The 22,735-nt window shown below is 54.1% G+C and carries 19 protein-coding genes and 1 pseudogene; 9 read left to right on the forward strand and 11 right to left on the reverse strand.

The genetic code is table 11. From position 1 onward, the window contains the following. Positions 1 to 8: 8 nt before the first annotated feature. Positions 9 to 944, reverse strand: coding sequence for a nucleoside recognition domain-containing protein (locus LJN55_RS11645; RefSeq protein ID WP_167863959.1), 936 nt, complete (start codon positions 942 to 944; stop codon positions 9 to 11). 179 nt (positions 945 to 1,123) lie between these two features. Here LJN55_RS11645 and LJN55_RS11650 point away from each other — a divergent pair, with 179 nt between their 5' ends. From LJN55_RS11650 to LJN55_RS11665, 4 genes are all read left to right on the forward strand, one after another. Beyond that, a complete protein-coding gene (locus tag LJN55_RS11650) occupies positions 1,124 to 2,014 on the forward strand; it encodes a LysR family transcriptional regulator (protein ID WP_227536310.1) in 891 nt (296 codons plus the stop codon). Positions 2,015 to 2,154: 140 nt separating this feature from the next. Further along, positions 2,155 to 3,156, forward strand: coding sequence for a zinc-dependent alcohol dehydrogenase family protein (locus tag LJN55_RS11655; protein ID WP_227536311.1), 1,002 nt, complete (start codon positions 2,155 to 2,157; stop codon positions 3,154 to 3,156). A 157-nt stretch (positions 3,157 to 3,313) separates the two neighbouring features. Continuing rightward, positions 3,314 to 4,639, forward strand: a complete 1,326-nt coding sequence (locus LJN55_RS11660; RefSeq protein WP_227536383.1) for a glycoside hydrolase family 10 protein — start codon at positions 3,314 to 3,316, stop codon at positions 4,637 to 4,639. Positions 4,640 to 4,856: 217 nt separating this feature from the next. After that, entirely contained in the window at positions 4,857 to 5,216 is a 360-nt protein-coding gene (locus LJN55_RS11665; RefSeq protein WP_212815387.1) for a cupin domain-containing protein, read from the forward strand. Between the two features lie 70 nt (positions 5,217 to 5,286). Here LJN55_RS11665 and LJN55_RS11670 read toward each other — a convergent pair whose 3' ends face one another. Beyond that, entirely contained in the window at positions 5,287 to 5,751 is a 465-nt protein-coding gene (locus tag LJN55_RS11670; RefSeq protein WP_227536312.1) for a GNAT family N-acetyltransferase, read from the reverse strand. A gap of 173 nt (positions 5,752 to 5,924) precedes the next feature. On the opposite strand from LJN55_RS11670, the gene treZ reads away from it, so the two are divergent. The 3 genes from treZ to glgX all read left to right on the forward strand — a co-directional run bounded on the left by treZ (position 5,925) and on the right by glgX (position 12,382). Beyond that, entirely contained in the window at positions 5,925 to 7,712 is a 1,788-nt protein-coding gene (gene treZ / locus LJN55_RS11675; RefSeq protein WP_227536313.1) for a malto-oligosyltrehalose trehalohydrolase, read from the forward strand. Then, on the forward strand, positions 7,709 to 10,243 hold the full coding sequence (treY, locus tag LJN55_RS11680; protein WP_227536314.1) for a malto-oligosyltrehalose synthase: 2,535 nt from the start codon (positions 7,709 to 7,711) through the stop codon (positions 10,241 to 10,243). Before treZ ends, treY begins: the two co-directional genes overlap by 4 nt. A gap of 63 nt (positions 10,244 to 10,306) precedes the next feature. Next, positions 10,307 to 12,382 carry a glycogen debranching protein GlgX gene (gene glgX, locus LJN55_RS11685; protein WP_227536315.1) on the forward strand — a complete coding sequence of 692 codons (2,076 nt, stop codon included), beginning with the start codon at positions 10,307 to 10,309 and terminating at the stop codon, positions 12,380 to 12,382. A 35-nt stretch (positions 12,383 to 12,417) separates the two neighbouring features. Here glgX and LJN55_RS11690 read toward each other — a convergent pair whose 3' ends face one another. Further along, positions 12,418 to 12,627 carry a glycine zipper 2TM domain-containing protein gene (locus LJN55_RS11690; RefSeq protein ID WP_133846571.1) on the reverse strand — a complete coding sequence of 70 codons (210 nt, stop codon included), beginning with the start codon at positions 12,625 to 12,627 and terminating at the stop codon, positions 12,418 to 12,420. A gap of 427 nt (positions 12,628 to 13,054) precedes the next feature. On the opposite strand from LJN55_RS11690, the gene LJN55_RS11695 reads away from it, so the two are divergent. Further along, positions 13,055 to 14,968 carry a beta-glucoside-specific PTS transporter subunit IIABC gene (locus LJN55_RS11695; protein ID WP_227536316.1) on the forward strand — a complete coding sequence of 638 codons (1,914 nt, stop codon included), beginning with the start codon at positions 13,055 to 13,057 and terminating at the stop codon, positions 14,966 to 14,968. Between the two features lie 353 nt (positions 14,969 to 15,321). Here LJN55_RS11695 and LJN55_RS11700 read toward each other — a convergent pair whose 3' ends face one another. The 7 genes and pseudogenes from LJN55_RS11700 to LJN55_RS11735 all read right to left on the reverse strand — a co-directional run bounded on the left by LJN55_RS11700 (position 15,322) and on the right by LJN55_RS11735 (position 19,109). Continuing rightward, entirely contained in the window at positions 15,322 to 15,720 is a 399-nt protein-coding gene (locus LJN55_RS11700; RefSeq protein WP_212815392.1) for a hypothetical protein, read from the reverse strand. After that, positions 15,711 to 16,145: pseudogene (locus LJN55_RS24045) on the reverse strand (peptidoglycan recognition protein family protein). The gene LJN55_RS11700 and the pseudogene LJN55_RS24045 overlap by 10 nt, the downstream one beginning before the upstream one ends. Next, positions 16,142 to 16,324: a hypothetical protein gene (locus LJN55_RS11715; RefSeq protein ID WP_227536318.1), complete on the reverse strand. Its 183-nt coding sequence runs from the start codon at positions 16,322 to 16,324 to the stop codon at positions 16,142 to 16,144. The pseudogene LJN55_RS24045 and the gene LJN55_RS11715 overlap by 4 nt, the downstream one beginning before the upstream one ends. A gap of 22 nt (positions 16,325 to 16,346) precedes the next feature. Next, positions 16,347 to 16,829, reverse strand: a complete 483-nt coding sequence (locus LJN55_RS11720) for an Hcp family type VI secretion system effector (RefSeq protein WP_227536319.1) — start codon at positions 16,827 to 16,829, stop codon at positions 16,347 to 16,349. A 123-nt stretch (positions 16,830 to 16,952) separates the two neighbouring features. Further along, positions 16,953 to 17,264, reverse strand: coding sequence for a hypothetical protein (locus LJN55_RS11725; protein WP_227536320.1), 312 nt, complete (start codon positions 17,262 to 17,264; stop codon positions 16,953 to 16,955). 86 nt (positions 17,265 to 17,350) lie between these two features. Further along, entirely contained in the window at positions 17,351 to 18,304 is a 954-nt protein-coding gene (locus tag LJN55_RS11730) for a GlxA family transcriptional regulator (RefSeq protein ID WP_227536321.1), read from the reverse strand. A 28-nt stretch (positions 18,305 to 18,332) separates the two neighbouring features. After that, positions 18,333 to 19,109, reverse strand: a complete 777-nt coding sequence (locus LJN55_RS11735; RefSeq protein WP_133846582.1) for an MBL fold metallo-hydrolase — start codon at positions 19,107 to 19,109, stop codon at positions 18,333 to 18,335. Between the two features lie 442 nt (positions 19,110 to 19,551). Here LJN55_RS11735 and fhuE point away from each other — a divergent pair, with 442 nt between their 5' ends. Then, complete coding sequence (gene fhuE / locus LJN55_RS11740; RefSeq protein WP_265106038.1) at positions 19,552 to 21,639, forward strand: ferric-rhodotorulic acid/ferric-coprogen receptor FhuE; 2,088 nt, start codon at positions 19,552 to 19,554, stop codon at positions 21,637 to 21,639. Positions 21,640 to 21,687: 48 nt separating this feature from the next. On the opposite strand, the gene LJN55_RS11745 is transcribed toward fhuE, so the two are convergent. Next, the gene (locus LJN55_RS11745) at positions 21,688 to 22,614 is read right to left on the reverse strand and encodes a sugar ABC transporter substrate-binding protein (RefSeq protein WP_227536323.1); all 927 of its coding nucleotides are present in this window, start codon (positions 22,612 to 22,614) and stop codon (positions 21,688 to 21,690) included. Between the last annotated feature and the right edge of the window lie 121 nt (positions 22,615 to 22,735).

A 22,735-nucleotide genomic window follows, 5' to 3' on the forward strand; every position in this document is an offset into this window, starting at 1 on the left:
GTTACGTATTAATGGTTAAGCAGCAGATGGATCACAGTGCGCAGCAGGATACCCAGCAAAACACCGGGAATAACGTAACGAAACAGCCTGACAAAGCGACTGGCAATACCCAGAAAAATACCGATGCCAGGCAGATCAAAGGTCTGAATCATTAAGCCAGCAGAGGCGTTAATCTGCTGAGGGGTTATCAGCCCTTTCTGTATCAACTCCGTCATCACGCCGTAATATGCGGTGCCCCCTGCCAGCATTTTGGTCAGTGCCGGCATAACAAAGATATCCGGGATATTGAACATGCCGAGCAGCGGGGCAAGCAGTGCGGTCAGCCCTTCAATCGCCCCGGCCGCTTTCAGTATGCCTACCACCGTCAGCGACAGGAGAAGCATGGGAACGGATCCCAACGCCAGGCGGATTGCGTCTGAACCGGCACCGTTAATGACGGCGATCAGCCCCTGAGGCGCATTGCCCTCCAGTCTCTCTTTTTCCGCCAGCGGCAGAGAATCCGTCGACAGCCTGCGCCCGCTAAGGTGATAGGTGAACGCCGCCGCAGCCAGCCCCCCGACGATTGAAATGATCACGGCTTCGCCCCAGTGCAGGCCAAAAGGGATAAGGGGATAAAACACGTTCCCCTGGCCCATGGCAAAAAGCATCGCCAGGGCTGCCGCGAGGTGACGGTCGGAAGTGCCGCGTTTCTCCATAATCGCCAGCGCCGCCAGCGGTGCGGCGAAACTAACAAAGTTCAGCTGGATCAGCGCAAAAATAGCCAGTCCGGTGATGCCAAATGGCCTGAATATCGGCGTCATCACACGCACAATCGCGTCAAGCACGCCCTTCTGTTCCAGATATCTCATGATAATCAGCATGACTACCATCACCGGGATCAGGGTGTAAAGTGCAACATCAACAGAGGTTCGCCCTGCCGACATAATAATGCCAATGATATCCATTAACGGGTTCCACAAGGGTATAAGAAGAGCCGACTGCCCACTATTCGTTAGCAACGGGATAAGATATAAAATCCCGCTCTACTTCAACTCTTTCAAGTCAAGAAAGGCTTTCATCGTTATCCCCATTGGCGCAAACTGTCGCGATTCAAGCCTGATCAGAGCAATGTATGCACGCTAAAATGATTGAATATATTAATATATTTTTGCAGGTTGTTGAACAGGGTAGCTTTACTAAGGCGGCCGATGTTCTGCAACTTCATCGCCCTGCCGTGAGCAAAGCGATTCAGCAGCTTGAGGATGATCTCGGGGTGAAACTGATCCACCGTACCACCCGTAAGCTGAGTGTCACCGCAGAAGGCGACGACTTCTATCAGCGTTCAAAGCATCTCTTGGCTGAAGTGAACGATATGATGGCAAACTTCTCACCCACGCTCCCTCCGCGTGGGCGTCTTACGCTGGATATGCCGCTGGCGCTGGCGCATAGCATTCTGATCCCTCATCTGGCGCAGTTTAAAGCGCTGTTCCCTGATATTGAGGTCGTACTGGTCTCCTCGGATAAGAAAACCGATTTAATTAGCGAAGGCGTCGACTGCGTTGTGCGCCTGGGAGAGTTGACGGATTGCAGTTTTATCTCCAGACGGCTGGGCGATATCCGCATGGTCACCTGCGCGGCCCCTTCCTATCTGCGCAAATACGGTTACCCCCAGACACTGGCGGATTTGGACTCGCATCAGGCCATTCATTTCTTTAGTGATCATAGTCGCGATGTTATGGCGTGGAAATTCATTGAAAACGCTGAGGTTGTTGCAAAACGTCCCGCCAGTAGCCTGCTTGTAGATAACTCCGATATTTTACTCTCCTGCGGCCTGGCCGGGCTGGGGATTATTCAGGCAACCTGCCATGCTCTGGCTCCCCATATTGCTTCCGGTGCGTTGGAAGAAATACTGACTCAGTATCCTTCCGTCCCAAAACCCGTTTCCGTGATGTATCCGGACAGACGTCATCTGTCGTCCAAAGTGCGTGTTTTTATCGACTGGTTTAGCGAGATTTTTGCCCGGCAGCGCTGCTGAAACCAGGCGATTGTTACTGAATCAGTAATAGTGATGTTCCGCCACGCCTGTTTTTACCTTGAGTCTAACCCCGTAAATTACTCGCAGATAAACCGTGCATACCCGCTCCAGGGTATGCCGTTAACTGATGAGGTCTGAATATGTCTAAAGTGGTGACGTTTAACCGTACCGGTGGCCCGGAAGTGCTGGAGGTTATTGATGTTGACGTACCTGCCCCTGCGGCGAATGAAGTTCAAATCCGCGTACAGGCAATCGGCCTCAATCGTGCAGAAATCATGTACCGCAATGGCGAGTATGTGATCGAACCTGTATTTCCGGCCCGGCTGGGGTATGAAGCTGCGGGCGTGGTTGACGCCGTTGGTGCAGACGTTGTCGGATTCATGCCAGGCGATAAAGTTAGCGTTATTCCTTCATTTACCTTTACGCAATATGGCATGTACGGCGAAGTGGTCAATGCGCCGGTTCATGCTGTGGTTAAACACCCTGAGAACCTGTCGTTTGCAGAAGCGGCCGCCAGCTGGATGATGTACGTCACCGCTTATGGCGCGCTGGTCGAGTATGGCAACCTGCAGGCAGGCCAGAACGTGGTGATCCGTGCCGCATCCAGCAGTGTCGGGCTGGCGGCAATTCAGATTGCTAACATGCTGGGCGCGAAACCGATCGCGCTGACGCGCACCAGTGAAAAACGAGACATGCTGTTGAAAGCCGGGGCTGTTGCGGTGATCGCTACCGCCGAACAGGACATGGTGGCGGAAATCACGTGCGTCAGCGGCGGTGAAGGTGCGCATATCGTTTTTGATCCCGTTGGTGGTCCGGATGTGGCAAAGCTGATCCAGGTGATGGCACCTCAGGGCATGTTCTTCCAGTACGGTGCGCTCGACAGCCGCGATATGGTCATTCCTGTCTTCGATATACTCGGTAAGCATCTGACTGTGCGCGGTTATGAACTGTTCGAAATCACCACCGATGCCGATAAACTGGTGCGCGCTAAAGCGTTTGTGAGTGAGGGGTTGCGGTCGGGGAAACTCAAACCGGTGATTGATAAAACCTTCCCGCTCGATGATATCGCAGAGGCTCAGCGCTATATGGAAGCCAATGGTCAGGTGGGTAAAATTGTCGTGACCGTTCAGTCTGCCGTCTGATCGCCTTTCTTTTTCACCTCATCTGTCGACAGGCAGATGAGGCTCTGTACGCTTCCCCGCCCCCTCATCCATTGACTTTACGGCCTGAAATAAGAGAATCTTCTTCTCACTCGACCATCAGAAAGAACCGGAGCATACCATCACCCGTTCTCGCCGTATTCCCGCCGTCATCGCCCTTAAAAGGTCGGCCGCACTGGCTATCGCCGCGCTGTTGCTGTTCAGTTGTTCTTCCGAACCGCCGAAATCGCTGGTCACCCCGCTCCCGCCGGTGGCAAAACAGCCACTGCCAATCCGGCCTGAGCTGGCGAAGGAACCGATGCGTGGCGTCTGGCTGGCAACCGTTTCGCGGCTGGACTGGCCTCCGGTCTCTTCGGTCAATGTCAGCAGTGCGGCGCTGCGTATCAGCCTGCAGCAAAAAGCGCTGACCGATAAGCTGGATAAACTGAAAAGTCTCGGCATCAATACCGTATTCTTCCAGGTAAAACCCGATGGTACGGCACTGTGGTCGTCAAAAATCCTGCCGTGGTCAGATATGCTGACCGGGAACATTGGCGAGGATCCGGGCTACGATCCGTTGCAGTTTATGCTCGACGAAGCGCATAAACGCGGCATGAAGGTGCATGCCTGGTTAAACCCTTATCGCGTATCGGTGAATACCCAATCCTCTACCGTTACCGAACTGAACCGCACGCTGTCGCAGCAACCTGCCAGCGTCTATGTACTGCATCGCGACTGGATCCGCACCTCGGGGGATCGTTTTGTGCTTGACCCCGGCATCCCGGCAGTGCGCGACTGGATCACCAGCATCGTCGCTGAAGTGGTGGCGCACTATCCGGTCGATGGCGTGCAGTTCGATGACTATTTCTATACGGAATCGCCAGGATCTGCCCTCAATGACAGCCAGACGTTCCGGCAATACGGTCAGGGATACAGTAGCAAGGCCGACTGGCGGCGGCACAACACGCAGCAGTTGATCGAGCAGGTGTCGCGTACCATCAAACAGTTAAAACCGGATGTTGAATTCGGCGTCAGCCCGGCTGGTGTATGGCGTAATCTGTCACACGACCCGGCAGGCTCCGATACGCGCGGTGCGGCTGCCTATGATGAGTCCTTCGCCGATACCCGCCTCTGGGTGCAACAAGGCCTGCTGGACTATATTGCCCCGCAAGTATACTGGCCTTTCGCACGCCAGGCGGCACGCTACGATGTGCTGGCAAAATGGTGGTCAGCGGTGGTGAAACCCACCAGCACGCGCCTGTATATCGGCATCGCGCTGTATAAAGTCGGGGAACCGTCGAAGAATGAGCCAGACTGGACGGTGCAAGGCGGCGTGCCGGAGCTGAAAAAACAGCTCGATTTGAATGAGTCACTGCCGAATATTGATGGCACGATCCTGTTCAGAGAAAACTACCTCAATCAGCCACAGACTCAGGATGCGGTCAACTACCTGAAAAGCCGCTGGGGTAACGCCGCAGCCAAATAAGCTAACAGGATCAGCAGGGTAGCGCCCTGCCGATCCTGCTTTATCCCGCTTGTCTCCCCGCAAAAGTTTCTACCAATCTCAGCCCGCTTTACACGCAAATCTGTTATTTGACGGCCGATAAATTCCGTAATCTGTTCAGTAAACCCCTTAATCTGGATAACGAACCGGGATAATGCTTTATAGCCGCCATAACACCGTCACCTGAGGAATTATATTGATGAAAGTGCAGAAAATAGAACAGCCCGCCGCCATCGAATCGCTGGAGTCATGGGGAACCGTTGAAGGCCTGCCGGGCACCTCTGCCATCAAGCTCTCCGGCCTGCAAAAAGTGATTCCGGGGAAGGAAGATATTGATACCGGGATTTTTCAGTGTGGCGCGGGCAGCTATCGTCGCTCGGTTAAACAGGCTGAGATTATGCATTTCCTCGGCGGCTCCGGGTCATTTACACCCGATGGCGAACCAACGTTAACCTTCAAAGCGGGTGACTCCTTCTTCTTCGAAGCCAACACCGAAGGCACCTGGGTGGTGGAAACCGAGATGCGTAAGCTGTATGTGATTTTTGATGCGGAAGTCTGAGTAATTCAGCCCTACCTGATCCCCTGTTTTGTCCTGCGGGGATCGGGGGTTAAACCCATAACCCCCCTTTTTACATCAATATCTTACGCAATCGATAATTGATAAAACTCTGGCCACGCACCGACACCTGCTGGGCTTCAACCAACTGGAAGCCGTGTCGGATAAAGAAGGGTTTCGCGGTAATGCTCGCCTCGGTAGAGATAACCGGGATGTCCATCTTCACTACCGCCAGCTCCAGCCACTTTAGCAGCGCGGTTGCCACACCGCAGCGCTGATGCCGGGGATCGGTAAATAACATATCCAGATGTCCGTCATACTCCACGTTGCCAAACCCGGCGAGCTCGCCATTGCGGATCGCTAACCAGCACTGACTCTCTTTGAATCGTTTCTCCCAGGCCGTCCTGTCTACCTGCACCCAGGCGTCAATCTGTTCCGGGTTGTAATCCTGTGAGGCTATCTGACGCACCGCGCCCTGAAACAGCGTAATAGCAGCATCAAGATCGCTGGCCTGGAATGCTCTGATAGTGATGCTCATCGGTTCTCCATCTTGCCTGGGGTTATCACTTGTCCCTACATCTTAGTCTATGATTGTTATGGCCTGACAGCTATCCCGATCCCGATAACACCTTTTCCGACTAACGCTCAGAGTAGCGGAGCGCCGTTGTGTTGCCAGCGATCCCCGAGCGCTGGATAAAACGAGGACAGTGAATGGAAACCCGATCATATTTAAAACATTGGGGCGCCGAGTATGTGGCCACCGATACCGTTCGTTTTCGCCTCTGGGCCACGGGCCAGAACAAGGTCAAACTCCGGCTCTCCGGTAAAGAAACGGACATGCAGCCCACGGGCAACGGCTGGTTTGAGCAGCAGGTCAGCGGCGTGTTACCCGGTGCGGAGTATCAGTTTGTACTTGCCGATGGCATGACAGTGCCGGACCCCGCTTCCCGCGCGCAGCGTGATGATGTCGATGGCCCTTCGCTGGTGATCGACCCCACCGCTTACGTCTGGCAGAACACCCAGTGGTCAGGACGGCGCTGGGAAGAAACCGTGGTCTATGAGCTGCATATCGGCACCTTTACGCCGCAGGGCACATTCCAGGCGGCGGCAGAAAAACTCCCTTACCTGGCGGAACTGGGCATCACGATGATCGAAGTGCTGCCGGTGGCGCAGTTTGGTGGCCGTCGTGGTTGGGGTTATGACGGCGTTCTGCTGTATGCCCCCCATGCCGCCTACGGCACACCGGATGATTTTAAAGCCTTTATCGATGCGGCGCACGGTTACGGCATCTCGGTGGTGCTGGATATCGTGCTAAATCATTTTGGTCCGCAGGGGAATTATCTGCCGCTGCTGTCCCCCGACTTCTTCCACCCGGAGCGGATGACACCCTGGGGAGCGGGTATCGCCCATGATGTCGATGCCGTACGTCACTATATCGCAGAGGCACCGCTCTACTGGTTGCAGGAGTTTAACCTCGACGGCCTGCGTTTCGATGCCATCGACCAGATTGAAAACACCACCGATCCCCATATCCTGATTGAGATAGCCCAACGCATCCGTGCCGAACTGCCTGAGCGACCGATCCATCTGACGACCGAAGACTGCCGTAACGTGATTTTCCTGCACCCACGCGACGCTGACGGCAACGCCCCGCTGTTTAACGGTGAATGGAATGATGACTTTCATAATGCGATCCATGTGTTCGCCACCGGGGAAACCCATGCCTATTACCAGGACTTTGCCGATCACCCAGAAAAAGGCGTGGCGCGGGCGCTAACGGAGGGCTTTGTCTATCAGGGTGAGGTTGCCGTTCAGTCTGGCGAAGCGCGCGGCGTCGACAGTCGCGGTCAGCCCCCTGCGGCGTTTGTTGATTTTATCCAGAATCATGATCAGGTGGGCAACCGCGCGCAGGGCGACAGGTTGCTCACCCTGACCGGTGCCGACCGTAACAAAGTGCTGCTGGTAACACTGCTGCTCTCACCGCATATCCCGCTGCTGCTGATGGGCGAAGAGTATGGCGAGACCAACCCATTCCTGTTCTTTACTGATTTTCATGGCGATCTGGCGCGTGCCGTACGCGAAGGGCGCGCCCGGGAGTTCGAAGGCCATGCGGGGCATGAAGGGGAAGTCGTCCCCGATCCGAACGCGGAAACCACCTTCACCCGTTCTAAGCTCGACTGGCATAAGCCTGACAGCGCAGAGGGTAAAGCCTGGCTGGCACTGACCCGACAGCTGCTGACGCTGCGTCAAAACGTTATCGTGCCGCTGCTGGCGACTGCGGGCGGTCATGCAGGCCAGGTGCTGAAGACCGCACCGGGGTTTGTGGCCGTCAGCTGGACCTTCCCCCGGGGCCAGTTGTCCATCGCCCTGAACATCGGTGCCACTACGCAGCCATTGCCCGCACTGCCCGGCAAAACGATTTTCGCCTGGCCGGCTGATACGCAGGATCTTCCACAGCACGCCATCGTGGTTCGTCTTCTGCCAGGAGAGGAAAAATGACCATTCCAACCGCCACATGGCGTATTCAGTTTCGTAACGGCATGACATTTGATCGCGCTGCCAGCCTCGTGCCCTACCTGAAACAGCTGGGGATCAGTCATCTCTATGCTTCCCCAATTTTTACGGCGACCGCCGGGTCAACTCACGGCTATGACGTCACGGATGCCAATGAGATCGACCCATCGATTGGTGGCCGCGCGGGCTTTGACCGTCTGGTCAGCGCGCTGAAAAATGCCGGGCTGGGACTGATCCTCGACATCGTGCCGAACCATATGGCGGCCTCGCTGGAAAATGCCTGGTGGCGCGATGTGGTTGAACACGGTGAGGCAAGCCGCTACGCGCGACATTTTGATATCGACTGGTCCCGCCGTTTGACGCTGCCGTTCCTGGGCGATGCCTTTGAGACGGCGCTGGATAACAATGAGATCACGGTGCAAGCCGATCCCGACAGCGGTAAACCCGCGCTGGCGTATTACGACACCTTCTACCCGCTGAAACCGGAAACCTGGCAGGAATGCGAAGCCGATGTACTGGCACTCACCGATCGGTCGGAGATTGCGGCACTCCACCAGCGTCAGCCTTGGCGGTTGATGTGCTGGCGTGATGCGGCCAATGAACTTTCCTACCGCCGTTTCTTTGAAATCACCGGACTGGTGGGAATGCGGGTTGAGGATCGCGGCGTGTTTGATGATACCCACCGTTTGATCCTCGAACTGGTCCATTCCGGTGCCGTTGACGGGCTGCGGGTTGACCATGTTGACGGGCTGGCAAACCCTCAGGCGTATCTGACGCGTCTGCGCCAGCAGGCAGGCCCGGACTGCTATATCACGGTAGAGAAAATCCTCGGCAAAGATGAACAGCTGCCGACTGACTGGCCGGTTTCTGGCACCACCGGGTATGAGTTTATGGCAGCGCTCTCCGATGCGCTGGTCGATGGCAGTAATATCAGTGCCCTGCGCAAAATCTACAATGATGTGCTGGATAAGCCGGTGAATATGGCCGCCGAACTGCGCGAAGCCAAGCGGCTGATGGTGGATAAGAATTTCGCCGGGGAGTTTACCACCCTGCTGACCCTTGCCCGTGAGATTGCCGCAGAAGAAAGTGCGCTATTGCCGGAGAACAATCTGCGCCAGGCGTTGCGTGAACTGTTGATTGCCTTCCCGGTATATCGCACTTACGGCACGGAAAACGGATTGCCTGCGGCCGATAGCGAATTATTGCAACAGGTAGCAGACCGCGTCAAAACCCGTACCGATGCCCCCGATCCGGCCGCACTTAATCTGATTCTGCGCATTCTCACGGGCGATATCCCGACACACACGCGTCAGCAGGCCACCACGTTCCGCATCCGTTTCCAGCAACTGACTGGCCCGCTGATGGCGAAATCGGTCGAAGATACCCTGTTCTTCCGCCAGCATATGTCGCTGGCGCTGAATGAAGTTGGCGCGGAACCGCTGCCGCGTGCCTTCTCACTTGACCGCTTTCACGCAGAGATGAAAGTGCGCCTTGAGCGACAGCCGGATGCCCTTTCCGGCACCACCACGCATGATACCAAACGCGGCGAAGATGCCCGGGCGCGGCTTTATACACTCTCCGAGGCCCCGGCGCACTGGGCTGCGTGTGTGGCGCGCTGGTGCGAGATGAACCGCAGCTGCGTGGTGACGCTTGACGATGGCCGGGCGCCAAAACCCTCTGTCGAGTGGATGCTCTACCAGGCGCTGGCCGGTGTCTGGCCTGCGACGCTTCAGCCCCGGGATCACGCCGGGCTGGCGGCGCTGGAAGAGCGTTTTCTCGCCTATGTGCAAAAAGCACTGCGCGAAGCGAAGCAGCGTACCAACTGGACTGCCGTAAACGATGACTACGAGAATGCGGTGCTCGACTATGCGCGTCACCTGCTCTCACCAGCTAATACCGACTTTTTGCATGATTTCTCCGCCTCGCTGCAACCGTTTATCCAGGCCGGGCTGGTGAACAGTCTTACCCAGACGGTGGTGAAACTGACTGCGCCAGGCGTACCGGATATTTACCAGGGCAGTGAAACGCTCGATTTCAGCCTGATCGATCCGGATAACCGCCGGGAGCCGGATTTCGCCAGGCTGCAACAGATGCTGACGGCACACAAAACGCCGCTGGATAGCGATCCGGCACACTGGCTGAGCGGCCAGCTCAACCAGCATGTGATCGCCAGCCTGCTACAGCTGCGTCAGGCCCGTCCGGCACTGTTTCGTCATGGCGATTATCTGCCGCTGAGTGCACAAGGCCCGCGCGAAGACCATCTGATCCTGTTCGCCCGGCTGGACAGTACCCATGCGCTGATGGTGATTGCCCCGCGTCTGGCGCTGAAGCTGCCGAATAACGCCGGAGAATCTGATCAGACGGCGCCTTCTGCCTCGACCACCATCGCGCTGACGGCACCGCTTTCCCACCGTCGCTACCGTAATATCCTCAGTGGAGAAGTGATGTTTGTGACCGATCAGATCACGCTGGCCGCCACAGACACAGGTTTGCCGCTGATACTCAGCAGTGAATAGCATCCAGAAAAGTGAATAACAGACGCTACCGCTTACCATTTGCCAAGGGATGAAAAGAACGCTATGTCGAACGCAACACCTTATGTCATCGAAGCCGGGTTAAGCCACCAGCTGGGGGCCAATTTTGATGGTGAAGGGGTGAATTTCGCCCTCTTCTCCGCGCACGCTGAGCGCGTTGAGCTGTGCCTGTATGACCCCAGCGGACAGCAGGAGATCGCCAGGCTGGAACTGCCGGAATACACCCATGAAGTGTGGCATGGTTATGTGCGGGGGCTCCAACCGGGTGCACTCTACGGCTACCGTGTTTATGGTCCCTATGAACCGGAGAACGGACATCGTTTTAACCCGCATAAGCTGCTGATCGACCCGTATGCCCGTGAACTGTCAGGGGATATTGAGTGGAATGAGGCGCACTTTGCTTACGATTTGTATGATGATGAGAAGGACCTGACCTTTGATACCCGGGACAGTGGCCCGTATACCCCCAAATGCCGGGTTATCGATCCGGACGAATTCCTCTGGCATGATGAAAATCGCCCGGTGGCCCCCTGGTCAACCACCGTGATCTACGAAGCGCATGTCAAAGGCTTTACCCAGTTGAACAGTGCGGTACCTGAAGCGCTACGCGGCACCTATGAAGGCATGGGCCATCCGGCCGTCGTGGATTACATCAAAAGCCTTGGCGTGACGTCAGTTGAATTGCTGCCAGTCCACTGGTTCCCGGACGATCAACACCTGCTGGACAAAGGGCTGAAGAACTTCTGGGGCTATAATTCGCTCGCGTTCTTCTCTCCGGCTTCGCGCTACTTTGGCCCTAACGGCATTCAGGGTTTCCGCGATATGGTGCGCGCCTTCCACGATGCCGGGATCGAGGTGATCCTCGACGTGGTGTATAACCACACGGCAGAAGGTAACGAACTCGGCCCGACGCTGTCCTTTAAAGGCATTGATAACTTCTCTTACTATCGCACCTTGCCGGATCAGCACCGTTATTACATCAACGACACCGGCACCGGCAATACGGTCAACACCTCACATCCCCGGGTATTACAGATGGTAATGGATTCCCTGCGTTACTGGGCAGAATCGATGCATATCGACGGTTTTCGCTTCGATCTGGGCACTATTTTGGGCCGTGAACCGGGTGGCTTCGATCCCCGCGGCGGTTTCTTCGATGCCATTATGCAGGACCCGGTATTGTCACGTCTGAAGCTGATTGGCGAGCCCTGGGATATTGGCCCGGGCGGCTATCAGGTTGGCGCTTTTCCACCCGGCTGGGCGGAATGGAACGATAAATACCGTGACACGGTGCGGGAATACTGGAAGGGAGACAATGTCTCAACCGAATTCGCGGCTCGTTTGCTGGGCTCAGGCGACCTCTACGATCAGCGCGGGCGTCGTCCCTGGGAGAGCGTCAACTTCATCACCGCCCACGACGGTTTTACGCTAAATGACCTGGTGTCGTACGACAACAAACATAACGACGCCAACGGTGAGGACAACAACGATGGTCATAATGATAATCGCTCCTGGCATTACGGTGTCGAAGGACCAACGGAAGATGAAGGGATCAACGCGATACGCGAACGGCAGAAGCGTAACTTTCTCGCCACCCTGCTGTTCTCCCACGGGACACCGATGCTGCTGGCGGGTGATGAATTTGGTCGCAGCCAGCGCGGCAACAATAACGGCTACTGCCAGGACAACGACATCTCCTGGATTAACTGGGACGATGTACCGGAAAGCGGCGAAATGCTGCGTGAATTTACCCGCCAGCTGATCGCCCTGCGCACCGCTCAGCCTTTACTGCGGCGTGAAAGCTGGCGCGATAATATGGATATCAAGTGGTTTAATGCAGGCGGCGGTTTTCAGCAGCCGGAACAGTGGGATGAAGGTTCAACGCTCGGCGTCTATATTGGCCGGGCAGACCTGACGGAGGAGGAGGGCATCTGGCATGACGTGCTGATGTTGTTTAACCCGTTTGAGGGCAATGTGCCCTTCCTGATCCCGCAGTTTGGCGAAGGTGGCTGGGTACTGGAACTCTGCACATCGGACAGAGCCAAACCCGGCCAGGTGATCACCAAAGAGAAAAATGTCGAGCTGGAAGGTCGCAGCATTGCCCTGTATCGCAGGCCTTAATCGTACGCTTTCTTATCGGGTTAGCGCAGGTCAGCTTAACGGCTGACCTGATGCCCAATTACACCACCGATGGCTGCGCCGCCCAGTGTTCCCCAGGTGCTGCCTCCGGTCAGGACCGCACCACCCACCGCCCCCACACCCGCACCAATAGCGGTGTTTCTGCCACGATGAGACATGCCACAGGCCGTTACTGAAAGAGTCACCAGCAAAACAATGGCAATAGTACCGCTGCGTTTTAACAACATAAAAACCTCATTACCATTACGCATAATGGAAGGCAAAAAGTTAACGTTTTATTGTTCTTTTCCATCCCCTGGAAGAACCGCTGCTCCAATGCTGCAGAATATAGGCCTTGTTGTTGACCTCGGGCAGGTAAAAATTCTTATAAAATGGCACTATTTTTTGCCACCCCTGACACCCCGCCAGCCACTGCTACAAGCGACCTGTACGCGATTTAACCTCTGAATTCGTGATGATGCATAAGCCCCCCTTCAGCGTTTTCGCCGTGGTTTAGCTCTCACATCCACTGCCCTGTAGCCCGAAATGAAACCCTGTGAAACAGCTCACGCTCTGATATGAAACCGGTTGCAGAAATCGGTTTCACTGATAGCATCAAATCAGTTTCACCCTCTGTTACATAACCAGCTACCCATAATAAAAAGGTCTGACAATATGGCAGTTATCAGGGATTACAATAAGTTAGCGACTGATATTCTTCACGAGGTTGGCGGTGAAAATAATATCAATACCTTCTCGCGCTGTGCGACACGTTTGCGTCTGGTACTAAATGAAACGCCGGACGGCGCTAAGGCGAAAGTCCAGAGTCTGCCGGGCGTCATCGCCGTGGTTGAGAGCGGTGGACAGTTTCAGGTGGTGATCGGCACCCACGTGGCCGATGTGTTCAATGCCCTCTCGTCTTTGATTGGCGAGCAGCACGCCGGCGGCAGCGCTAAACAGAAAACGCGCGTGCTGGATGCCGTCATCGGCACCATGTCGGCGGTGTTCGCGCCCATCGTTTATATTCTTGCTGCCGCCGGTATTCTTCAGGGGATCTTAATTGTCGTCGGCCTGATTGATGCGGATATTAAAACCTCCGGCACCTTTGCCATCTTCAACTTTATGTCGTGGACACCGTTTGCCTTCCTGCCGGTGTTTATTGCGATTACCGCGGCCAGACACTTCAAATGTAATCCGTTTATCGCCGTGCTCTGCTGTTGCGCCCTGATTAACCCGGAATGGACATCCATGGCAGGCCGGATTGCCGGGGGCGAAACCATCAGCTTCCTGTTTATCCCGCTGGCCAAAACCGTGTATACCTCATCGGTATTACCGCCGCTGTTCCTGGTCTGGGCGCTCTCCTGGCTTGAAAAACGCGTTGAGAAAATCCTGCCGGAGGTGATCAGCGCCCTGTTCACACCGTTGATCTGCTTCGTGGTGATTGTGCCCCTGACGCTGATTGTGATTGGCCCGATCACCACCTGGGCAGCGATGGGCATTGCCAGTGGCTATAACGCGCTGTTTGCTTTTGCCCCTGCCGTTGCGGCTGCCGTTATTGGCGGTGTCTGGCAGATTATTGTGATCTTCGGCGTTCACTGGGGCATTACGCCGGTGATAATGGCGAACTTCGATACACAGGGTTATGACTCCTTCCAGGCCTACCAGACGATTGCGGTGATCGGTCAGATGGCCGCCGTGTTCGGTGTGTTCCTGAAAACGCGTAACCGGGCGCTGAAAGCGACCTCCTTATCAGCCGGTGTCACTGCGATTTTCGGTATCACCGAACCGGCTATCTACGGTGTGACGCTGCGTTTCAAAAAACCGTTTATCTGCGGCTGTATTGGTGGCGCCATTGGTGCCGTCGTGGCCAGTATGTTTGGCTCACTCTACTACGCGTATGCCGCCTTGCCGGGTCTGTTTACCCTCGTCAATGCCATCAGCCCCGATGCCCCGATGTCGTTTATTGGTGAACTGGCGGGCAGCGCCACGGCCATTATCCTGACGATTGTCATGGTGCAGTTTGTCGGCTTTGAAGATCCGATTGATGAAGAAATCCTGAGTGAAAAAAGTCAGCAGGCTCCTGCTGCGACTGCCACTACTGCTACCGCAACTGCTAAAGATACTGCGGCTCCGGCAGAGAGCCTGGCACTGTTCAGCCCGCTGTCGGGTACGGCCATCGCGCTGGAAAGTGTTAACGATGAAACGTTTGCCGGAAAAATGCTGGGTGACGGCATCGCCATCAGCCCGAGTGAAGGCCAGGTGGTGGCACCGTGTGATGCCGTGGTGGCCACGTTGATTGATTCTCATCATGCTATCGGGCTTCTCTGCGATAACGGTGCTGAGCTACTGATCCACGTAGGCCTGAACACCGTTAACCTGCAGGGCAAGCACTTCCACCCGCTGGTGAAAGAAGGTGACAGGGTCACGGCCGGGACGCCGCTGCTGGCATTTGATAAGGCCGAAATCGAAGCGGCGGGTTACGACCTCACTACCCCGGTACTGGTGGTTAACAGCGACGACTATCAGCTGGATAAACATCAGTCCCAGGGTGTGATTCAGCCACTGACACCGTTGATGACCCTCTCCTGATGACATAAAAACCCCGGCGTGCCGCGCAATGGCACGCCGGGGTTTCAACCTCTTCTTCCACCGCTGATTGCCAACACCCCGGGTATTCTGCTGGGGCTGATTACTTTTAGTACCGGGTTGTAATGTTTTTATGTCTGCGATATCTCCAGTTTTTAGTCGCTGGCTATTTAGTGTAAGGTCCGGGGCCAGTTTGAGCACGCCGGATCGGCAAAACACGCATCCCTGCGGGCCTCGGCACGCGACGTCCTGTCGCGTGACGTCCGGCTTACCTCAAACTGGCCCCATCCCCTCAGAAAATGTACTTGCGGTGGGTTCTTATATCCCGAGATATTGAGACAGGATGTTTACAATTTTCATTCGTCCTCCCAAGCGTTATCCAGATAAAGAAACGACTTTCTCTTCCCAAAATTATTTTTATCTTGAAAAGTGACGCCACCAAGACCACTGGAGTGCAACCCCCAGGTCCCATAGGACCCATCTTTGAAAGTCACAGTACCTGATGCTACACAAGGAGAATAATGTTCATGAAGCCACTCGCCGATATAATCAGCTTCTTCAGCCTTAGCAAAGTAATTAATTAACTGCTCTTTAGTGGGGTTGAAAAGTTTACACCACTTAGCATACCCATCTTTATCTTCAGCAAGTCCATCATAATGACCACTCTCAATCACCTCTATATGTTCTACTTGCCTGGCCTGAATAACCAGCGAAGAAGATAATAAAATAAAGATCAATGTTATTTTTATTCCCATTTTGCTGTGCTCGCTTCGGTTGTGTTTTTCCTTCCAATATCAGGATGTCGGTGAACCTCAGTCATGGGCACTTGAAATTGACGAGTCAGCTCTGACACCAGCCATTTAAGGGATCGATTTTGTTCATCAGTGACAGATTCGAAAACTTTTTTATTCTCAGGCCCAACAGCCATTCCAACGATTTCAATGCCGATGCTGTCAGTATTGTTTGGGAATCGCGCAGGGAAACTTTTCTCTCTTTATATATTGGATATTTCCTGCGAAATTCCATCTTTCCAATAAGTTTTAGTATGCAATGCGAGCAGACGTGTTTCTGTTGGTTGGCATACTTTCTGTAAAAAACATTTGGACTGCACCAGACCAACATGCCAGGTCATTTTGAATAACGAAGCCGTTTGATAAACCTTGCCATCCTTGTCGATCAAAAAATGTGCACCGTTAGCCGATTTGTTGCCATACTGTTAAAGGTGCTTTGCGCTGTCGGACTGGCAGTTTGATGCACCACAATACCATTAACGCTATCGAGAACCGCTCTCTCAATCGTTTTAAATATTTTTCGCTCAATGCGATCATCATAAATATAACCATCTTCATCGATATACATTTTATACTCCTTTATAAATGTACTAAATAATCGCGTTAGCTTTAATGTCATAACCCATTGCTACCACGCCCAGTTTATTTCCTTCTGCGCTCTGTGGTACGTATTCTAATTTCACTCTTGAAAAACTGAGGCCGACTCTTTCTATCGGCATTGGCATGTGGTTCATACCCATCGGCTCTACGCTGGTAATAATCAGCTCTTGCAGGGTTATTGTTAAGAAGTTCAACGTGGTTCCACCGGCTTTTCTGACGGTCAGAATAGCCTCCGGGATATGTTTTCCCGCCAGGCAATATTGAATGAGAGTGGTCGAGGATTTATCAATGTAATGTTTGAAATATAAATCGTGTACGGTTGATTTACCTGCACCTCCGCCACTTCCCGAGTGCATATTCGCGGGCTGGGCGACTGACCAGTTCCATCTTAAAACCTCGACTTCCCCTTTATGAGAATAATCAAGTGATTCGCCCTCAATACCATTGATATTGAAAAACATATCCTGAGCCATACATCCTCCGTGGCGGGCATCCAGTTATAACGTGAATCTTTCCTCTGTTTGGGTGCTGCGCGCATAACCTGACAGGCCCCATAACGAAATGGGGACCCTATCAGTTATCTGTGGCAACGTCAGTCATGGTTTTGCCTGGAATATCAGAAGTTCTGGTGCGATCGCATTCAGGAGTGCGGTCGGGTTTTCCCGGCGGAAAAGGCGGTCATACTCACCCCGGCGAACACCAGAGCCAGACCTGTCATAAACAGCCCTGATAGCGAGGTACCCAGAAAGACCACCGATGCCAGCGCGCCAATCAATGGCAAAGAAAATCAATGGAATGGTGGCAATCAGCATTTGCCAGGGGGCCAGTGATAGCGGCGTTGCCGTCCACTTATGGTGCTTCACATGGATAATCACCAGTGACCACGAGATGGAACGCCCGGAGGTCATGGAGTGCTATCTGATGACCGGGGAGTCGAATTTTCTTCGTACTGACGTTAAAAGGGGCGGAAAATCGCCCCTTTTAACGTCCTGTTTTATTCCGTGAGACGAAATGTTTTACGCCACTCACTCGGGCTGACGCCGAATTTTTCGCGAAACAATTGTCGAAAGGTCACAGCAGACTGAAATCCTACCTGCCCGGCCACCTGTTCTACAGGCATCGCCAGCGTTTCAAGGAGTTCCTGGCTACGATAGAGTCGCGCCACGGTTAGCCATTCGACCACGGACATGCCGGTGGCTCTATTGAAATGCCGGGTTAACGTCCTGCGGCTCATTGACGCCCTGTTAGCCAAAGAATCAAGATCGTGGGGTAACTGAAGGTTCCTTTGCATATAGTCGAGTAGCATATTCATTCTGTTATCTGTCGTATTGTGCGGGATTGACTGTTCAATGAACTGAGCCTGGCCACCGTCACGATGCGGAGGCGTCACCATTCTCCTTGCGATCTGATTCGCGATCTGGCTTCCCAAACGCTGCCGAATAACGTGCAGGCAACAGTCCAACGCGGCAGCGGTCCCTGCAGAAGTGATCAGGCCGTCGTCTTCCACATAAAGCGCATTCACATTCAAATGAACGTTCGGGAATAATGTGCGGAAAATCGCTTCATATTCCCAGTGTGTCGCGGCCTGGTGCCCATCAAGCAGCCCGGCATAAGCCAGTACAAACGTCCCCAGACATAATCCCACAATCTGGCTGCCCCCTGCTCTCGCCTTGACCAGGGCATCAAGCAACGGCTGCGGCGGGCGTTGCTCAACCTGGTTCCAGAAAGGCACGATAACAATATCCACCTGCGCCAGCGCATCAAACCCGTGGTCCGCCTGGATTGCGGTTGCTTCTTTTGACCAGATGAGTCCGGGCGTCTCGGTACAGATAAGGCGTGTAAACAGCGTGTCATCTGTCGTGGCATCCCCAAACAGAATCAGTGGAACTGACACGTGAAAGGTGCTGAACCCTTCAGTAACAACAATCGCAACCGATGCCACAGACATACAACACTCCAGGACTGATTTGAGGATATTAGAACGTGACTGACTCTCCGTCTGCAGGTGCGCTGACAAAATCCTCCAGATGATTAATCCGTGCATACTCCAGCAACGCCTGGCGAGTCACCAGGCAATGATTGATGGCTTCCATGTGGGTAGCAACAATCTGGGCTTCTGGCAGCACAAGATGGGCTTTCAGGACATCTTCTTTACCGAAGATAATCGAACCATATCCCAGAACATGCGCCCAGCCCGTGTTCATTATCACCACGCCGGGCAGATATTTACGCATATTATCCTCAACAGCATCGATCCAGATGGAGTCACCCACCAGATAAAGTGATTTCTCATCCGGGTGCTGAAACACAATCCCACTGGACTCTCCCAGCCGCTCTGCTAATTGAGGGTTGGCATAAGCTTCATCAGACCCATGCTGGCAGCGGGTCTTGATGAGCGATATGTCGCCAAACTGACTGGTTTCAGCCAGCACCACCAGGTTACTGAACCCTTGCGATCGCAGAAGCTGTTCATCACTGTCATTTTGCACAAAAATCAGCTTCTCTTTTGGAATGAGCGCCACGGCCGCTTCGTCCCAATGATCCTGATGCGTATGCGTGACAATGATGGCGTCAACGTCCAGCAATACTGGCACATCGAAGGGCAGCTCAACCATCGGATTACGGATTTCTGAGCGGACAGTACCTGGAAACCCCGGCCATGCCTCTTTTTTGGATAGCATGGGATCGATTAGAAACGTCTTTCCTGCATAAACAATCCGTTGAGTCGCATTGCGTACCTGAGTAATTTTCATCGTTATTTACCTTAATGTTATGCCTGTTGGCAGTGTCGGTGCTTAACCTGGCCCGAAAAACATTATCGATGATATCAGGACAGTCAGCGATCCCCCTTTAGGCCATATTGCGATGGGATCGGGTCAACACCACTGTCAAACCACTGATCTAACGACAAACACACACCGTGTTTCAGGTGGTGTCAAAAAAATAACAATGATTCTATAAAAGAAAATGATTATCATAATCATTAGTATTGAACTTTAGCTACGCCACCCTGTCTCGGGGCCATCTGGCCCGTGACTGACCGATAAAAAAATGGCCACGCTTTTTGTTATTCCCTATTTCGCACAAGGAAAAACCATGTCTTCCCGCACCTTCTCATCCCACACCAGGGGAAAGGGCTCGCCTCTGCGCGTGCCGGGCCAAAAAACGACGTTGTCCGTTTCACTGCTGGCGCTGATGATCCATGCGCTGGTTAACCCGGCCATGGCGCAGGAAGCCGCCTCCCCGCAGGAAATGGTGGTGGATGCCACGGCAGATGATACCGCCGCCAGCGAGAAGCAGGATTACACGGTCAAAACCACCCGCGCCGGCACCAAAATGCTGATGACCCCGCGCGATGTCCCGCAGTCATTAAGCGTCGTCACCGAGCAGCGGATGCTGGACCAGAATCTGCAAACCGTGGGTGAGGTGCTGGATAACACCACCGGGATCGCCACCCAACTGGTCGACAGCGAACGCTCCTCCTACTTCTCTCGCGGTTTCCAGATCACCAATTACACCTTCGATGATATCCCTACGTCAGCGGCAGATAACTGGAACTACGGCGATGCCGGAGAAGACACCGCCATCTATGACCGCATCGAAGTCGTGCGCGGCGCAACCGGGCTGATGAGCGGTGCGGGCAGCCCGTCGGCGTCGGTCAATATGGTACGCAAACATGCCGACAGCAAGACCGTGACCGGCAATCTGAGCGCCAGCTATGGCCGCTGGAACACCCAGCGTTACGTGGCCGACCTCTCTGCCCCGCTGAATGAAGAAGGCACCGTGCGTGGCCGCGTTATCGCCGGTTATCAGGATCAGGACGGCTGGCTGGATCGCTACCATAAAAGCAAAAAGTTCCTCTACGGCGTGCTGGATGCCGATGTGACCGACAACACCACGGTGTCGCTCGGCTACGACTATCAGGAGAGCAACACCGGCAACCCGACCTGGGGTGGATTGCCGACCTGGTACAGCAACGGTTCGCGCACCCATTACAACCGCAACCTCAATCCGTCGGCCGACTGGACGCGTTACAGCCTCGATTCGCGTAAGGTTTTTGCCAACGTCAAACATGACTTTGATAACGGCTGGACCTTCCGCGTCAATGCCACGCATGCTGAGCAGACCTTTGCTGACAAGCTGCTGTATGTGATGGAGTTCCCCGATGCGGTGACCGGCACCGGGGTCAGCGGCTATGGCAGCCTGGATCGTGGTAAGCGCACGCAGGAATCCATTGATACCTATGCCAGCGGTCCGTTTGAACTGCTGGGGCGTAACCATGAGTTGATGGCCGGCGTCAGCTACAGCCGCCAGCATAACCAGACCTACAGCGTGGACGGTGCACTGGATTATGCGCAGATGGGCAGTTTTGATAACAACTGGAACGGCAACGTTCAGGAGCCGGAATGGGGTGACTGGTATCTGAATGCCGATGACGTGATCCGCCAGAAATCGGCCTACACCGCCGCCCGCTTCTCGCTGGCCGACCCACTGTCGCTGATCCTCGGCGCGCGTTACACCCAGTGGAGCACCGTTGGCAGCAGCGGCAATATGAGCAAAAATAACATCACGCCGTACGGTGGCCTGGTGTATGACATCGATGACACCTGGTCGGCTTACGCCAGCTACACCTCGATCTTCCAGCCACAGACCTACCGTGGCACTGATGGGGCCTATCTGTCGCCAGTGACCGGGAAAAACTATGAAACCGGACTGAAGTCTGACTGGTTTGATGGGCGTCTGACCGCCACCTTTGCGGTATTCCGTATTGAGCAGGAGAACGTGGGTCAGGAACTCAGCGGCACGTTTGTGAATGGCTCCAGCGAGCAGGCGTATGTTGCGGCTAAAGGCGCGGTCAGTAAAGGCGCGGAGTTTGAGCTGAACGGTGCCGTCACCGACAACCTGCAAATGACCTTCGGGGCAACGCGCTATGTGGCGCGAGATACCTCCGGCCGCTTCAACAGCAATATGCCGCAGACCTCATTTAAACTCTTCTCCCGCTACCGTTTACCGATGTTGCAGGACCTGACCATCGGCGGCGGGCTTAACTGGCAGAACCGCACCTTCCAGGATGCCACCGGCCCGGATGGTGAAGTGCAGCGCGTCTACCAGGGCAGCTATCCACTGGCCAACCTGTTTGCCCGCTACCAGTTCACCAGACAATTGGCGGTACAGGCCAACGTCGATAACCTCTTTGACCGCTCTTATTACTCATGGGGCAGCGATTATGTGGTTTACGGCGAACCGCGTAGCTACTCGGTCAACCTGTCGTACGCCTTCTGATGAAAAAGCCCCGGCACGATGCCGGGGCTGATCATGCAGACAAGGTGATTAGTGCATAAATGTCTGGTAATTCTCCGGTGTAACCAGCCGGAACGGGATCATCACTTCATCCTGCACTTTCTCTCCCCTGGCAACACTGGCCGCCATATCCACCGCCTGATACGCCTGGGCTTTAGCATCCTGGAAAACCGTCACTGAAAGCAGCCCGCTTTTAATCGACTGCAAACCGTTAGGGCCGCCATCGGTTCCCCCCACCAGAATGTCCTTACCGATTTTTATGCCATTGCTTTTCAGCGCCATCGCGGCGCCAATCGCCATTTCATCCGCATTAGAAGAAAGGATATCGATTTTACGTCCGGAGAGTATCCAGTTGTTCATCAGGTTCATGCCATCCTCGCGCATCCATTTGGCGGTATCTTCCACCACAACATGCATGTTCGGATGCTGAGCAATCACCTCTTTGGCGCCCTGTGTGCGAAAACGCGTGGCATCATTACTGAGCAGTCCTTTCATAATGGCAACATTCACCTCCTTTTTATCCTTCACCTTTTCCGCCAGATACTGCATTTGCAGGCGTCCGGCTTCAATTTCATCACTGCCGGTATAGCTGATCCCGTTGCCCAGTGTCGAATCAGCCGGTTTACGGTTCAGATAAATGAGTGGGATTTTTGCCGCGCGCGCCGCCTCAGAGATGTTTTTTGTGCCCTGGGTATCCACCGGGTTCACGATAATCACGCTAACCTTCTGGTTAATAAAACTCTGCACCTGGGTAAGCTGTTTATCTACCGCACCCTGAGCATCTTCATACTGCACATCGAGTTCGGGATGTGTTTTCGCCCGCTCGCTGATATAACCACGCAGGCGTGAGAGAAAAACATCATCCATTTGCGCCATGCTTACACCAACGCGTGTTTCGGAAAAAGCAGGAGGGACAACAGTTAACAATGCGATAAAGGCAATGAGTGTTTTTTTCATATTATTTTCCATACTTGTAGGATCAGGATTTTATAATAAGCCAAAGTAAACTGGCTTATTTACGGATCATCCCTGCCATCGGTATACGGCTCATCATTATCGAAATACAGGCTGGGGAATT

It is taken from the genome of Erwinia rhapontici, assembly GCF_020683125.1.
GTDB lineage: Bacteria > Pseudomonadota > Gammaproteobacteria > Enterobacterales > Enterobacteriaceae > Erwinia > Erwinia rhapontici.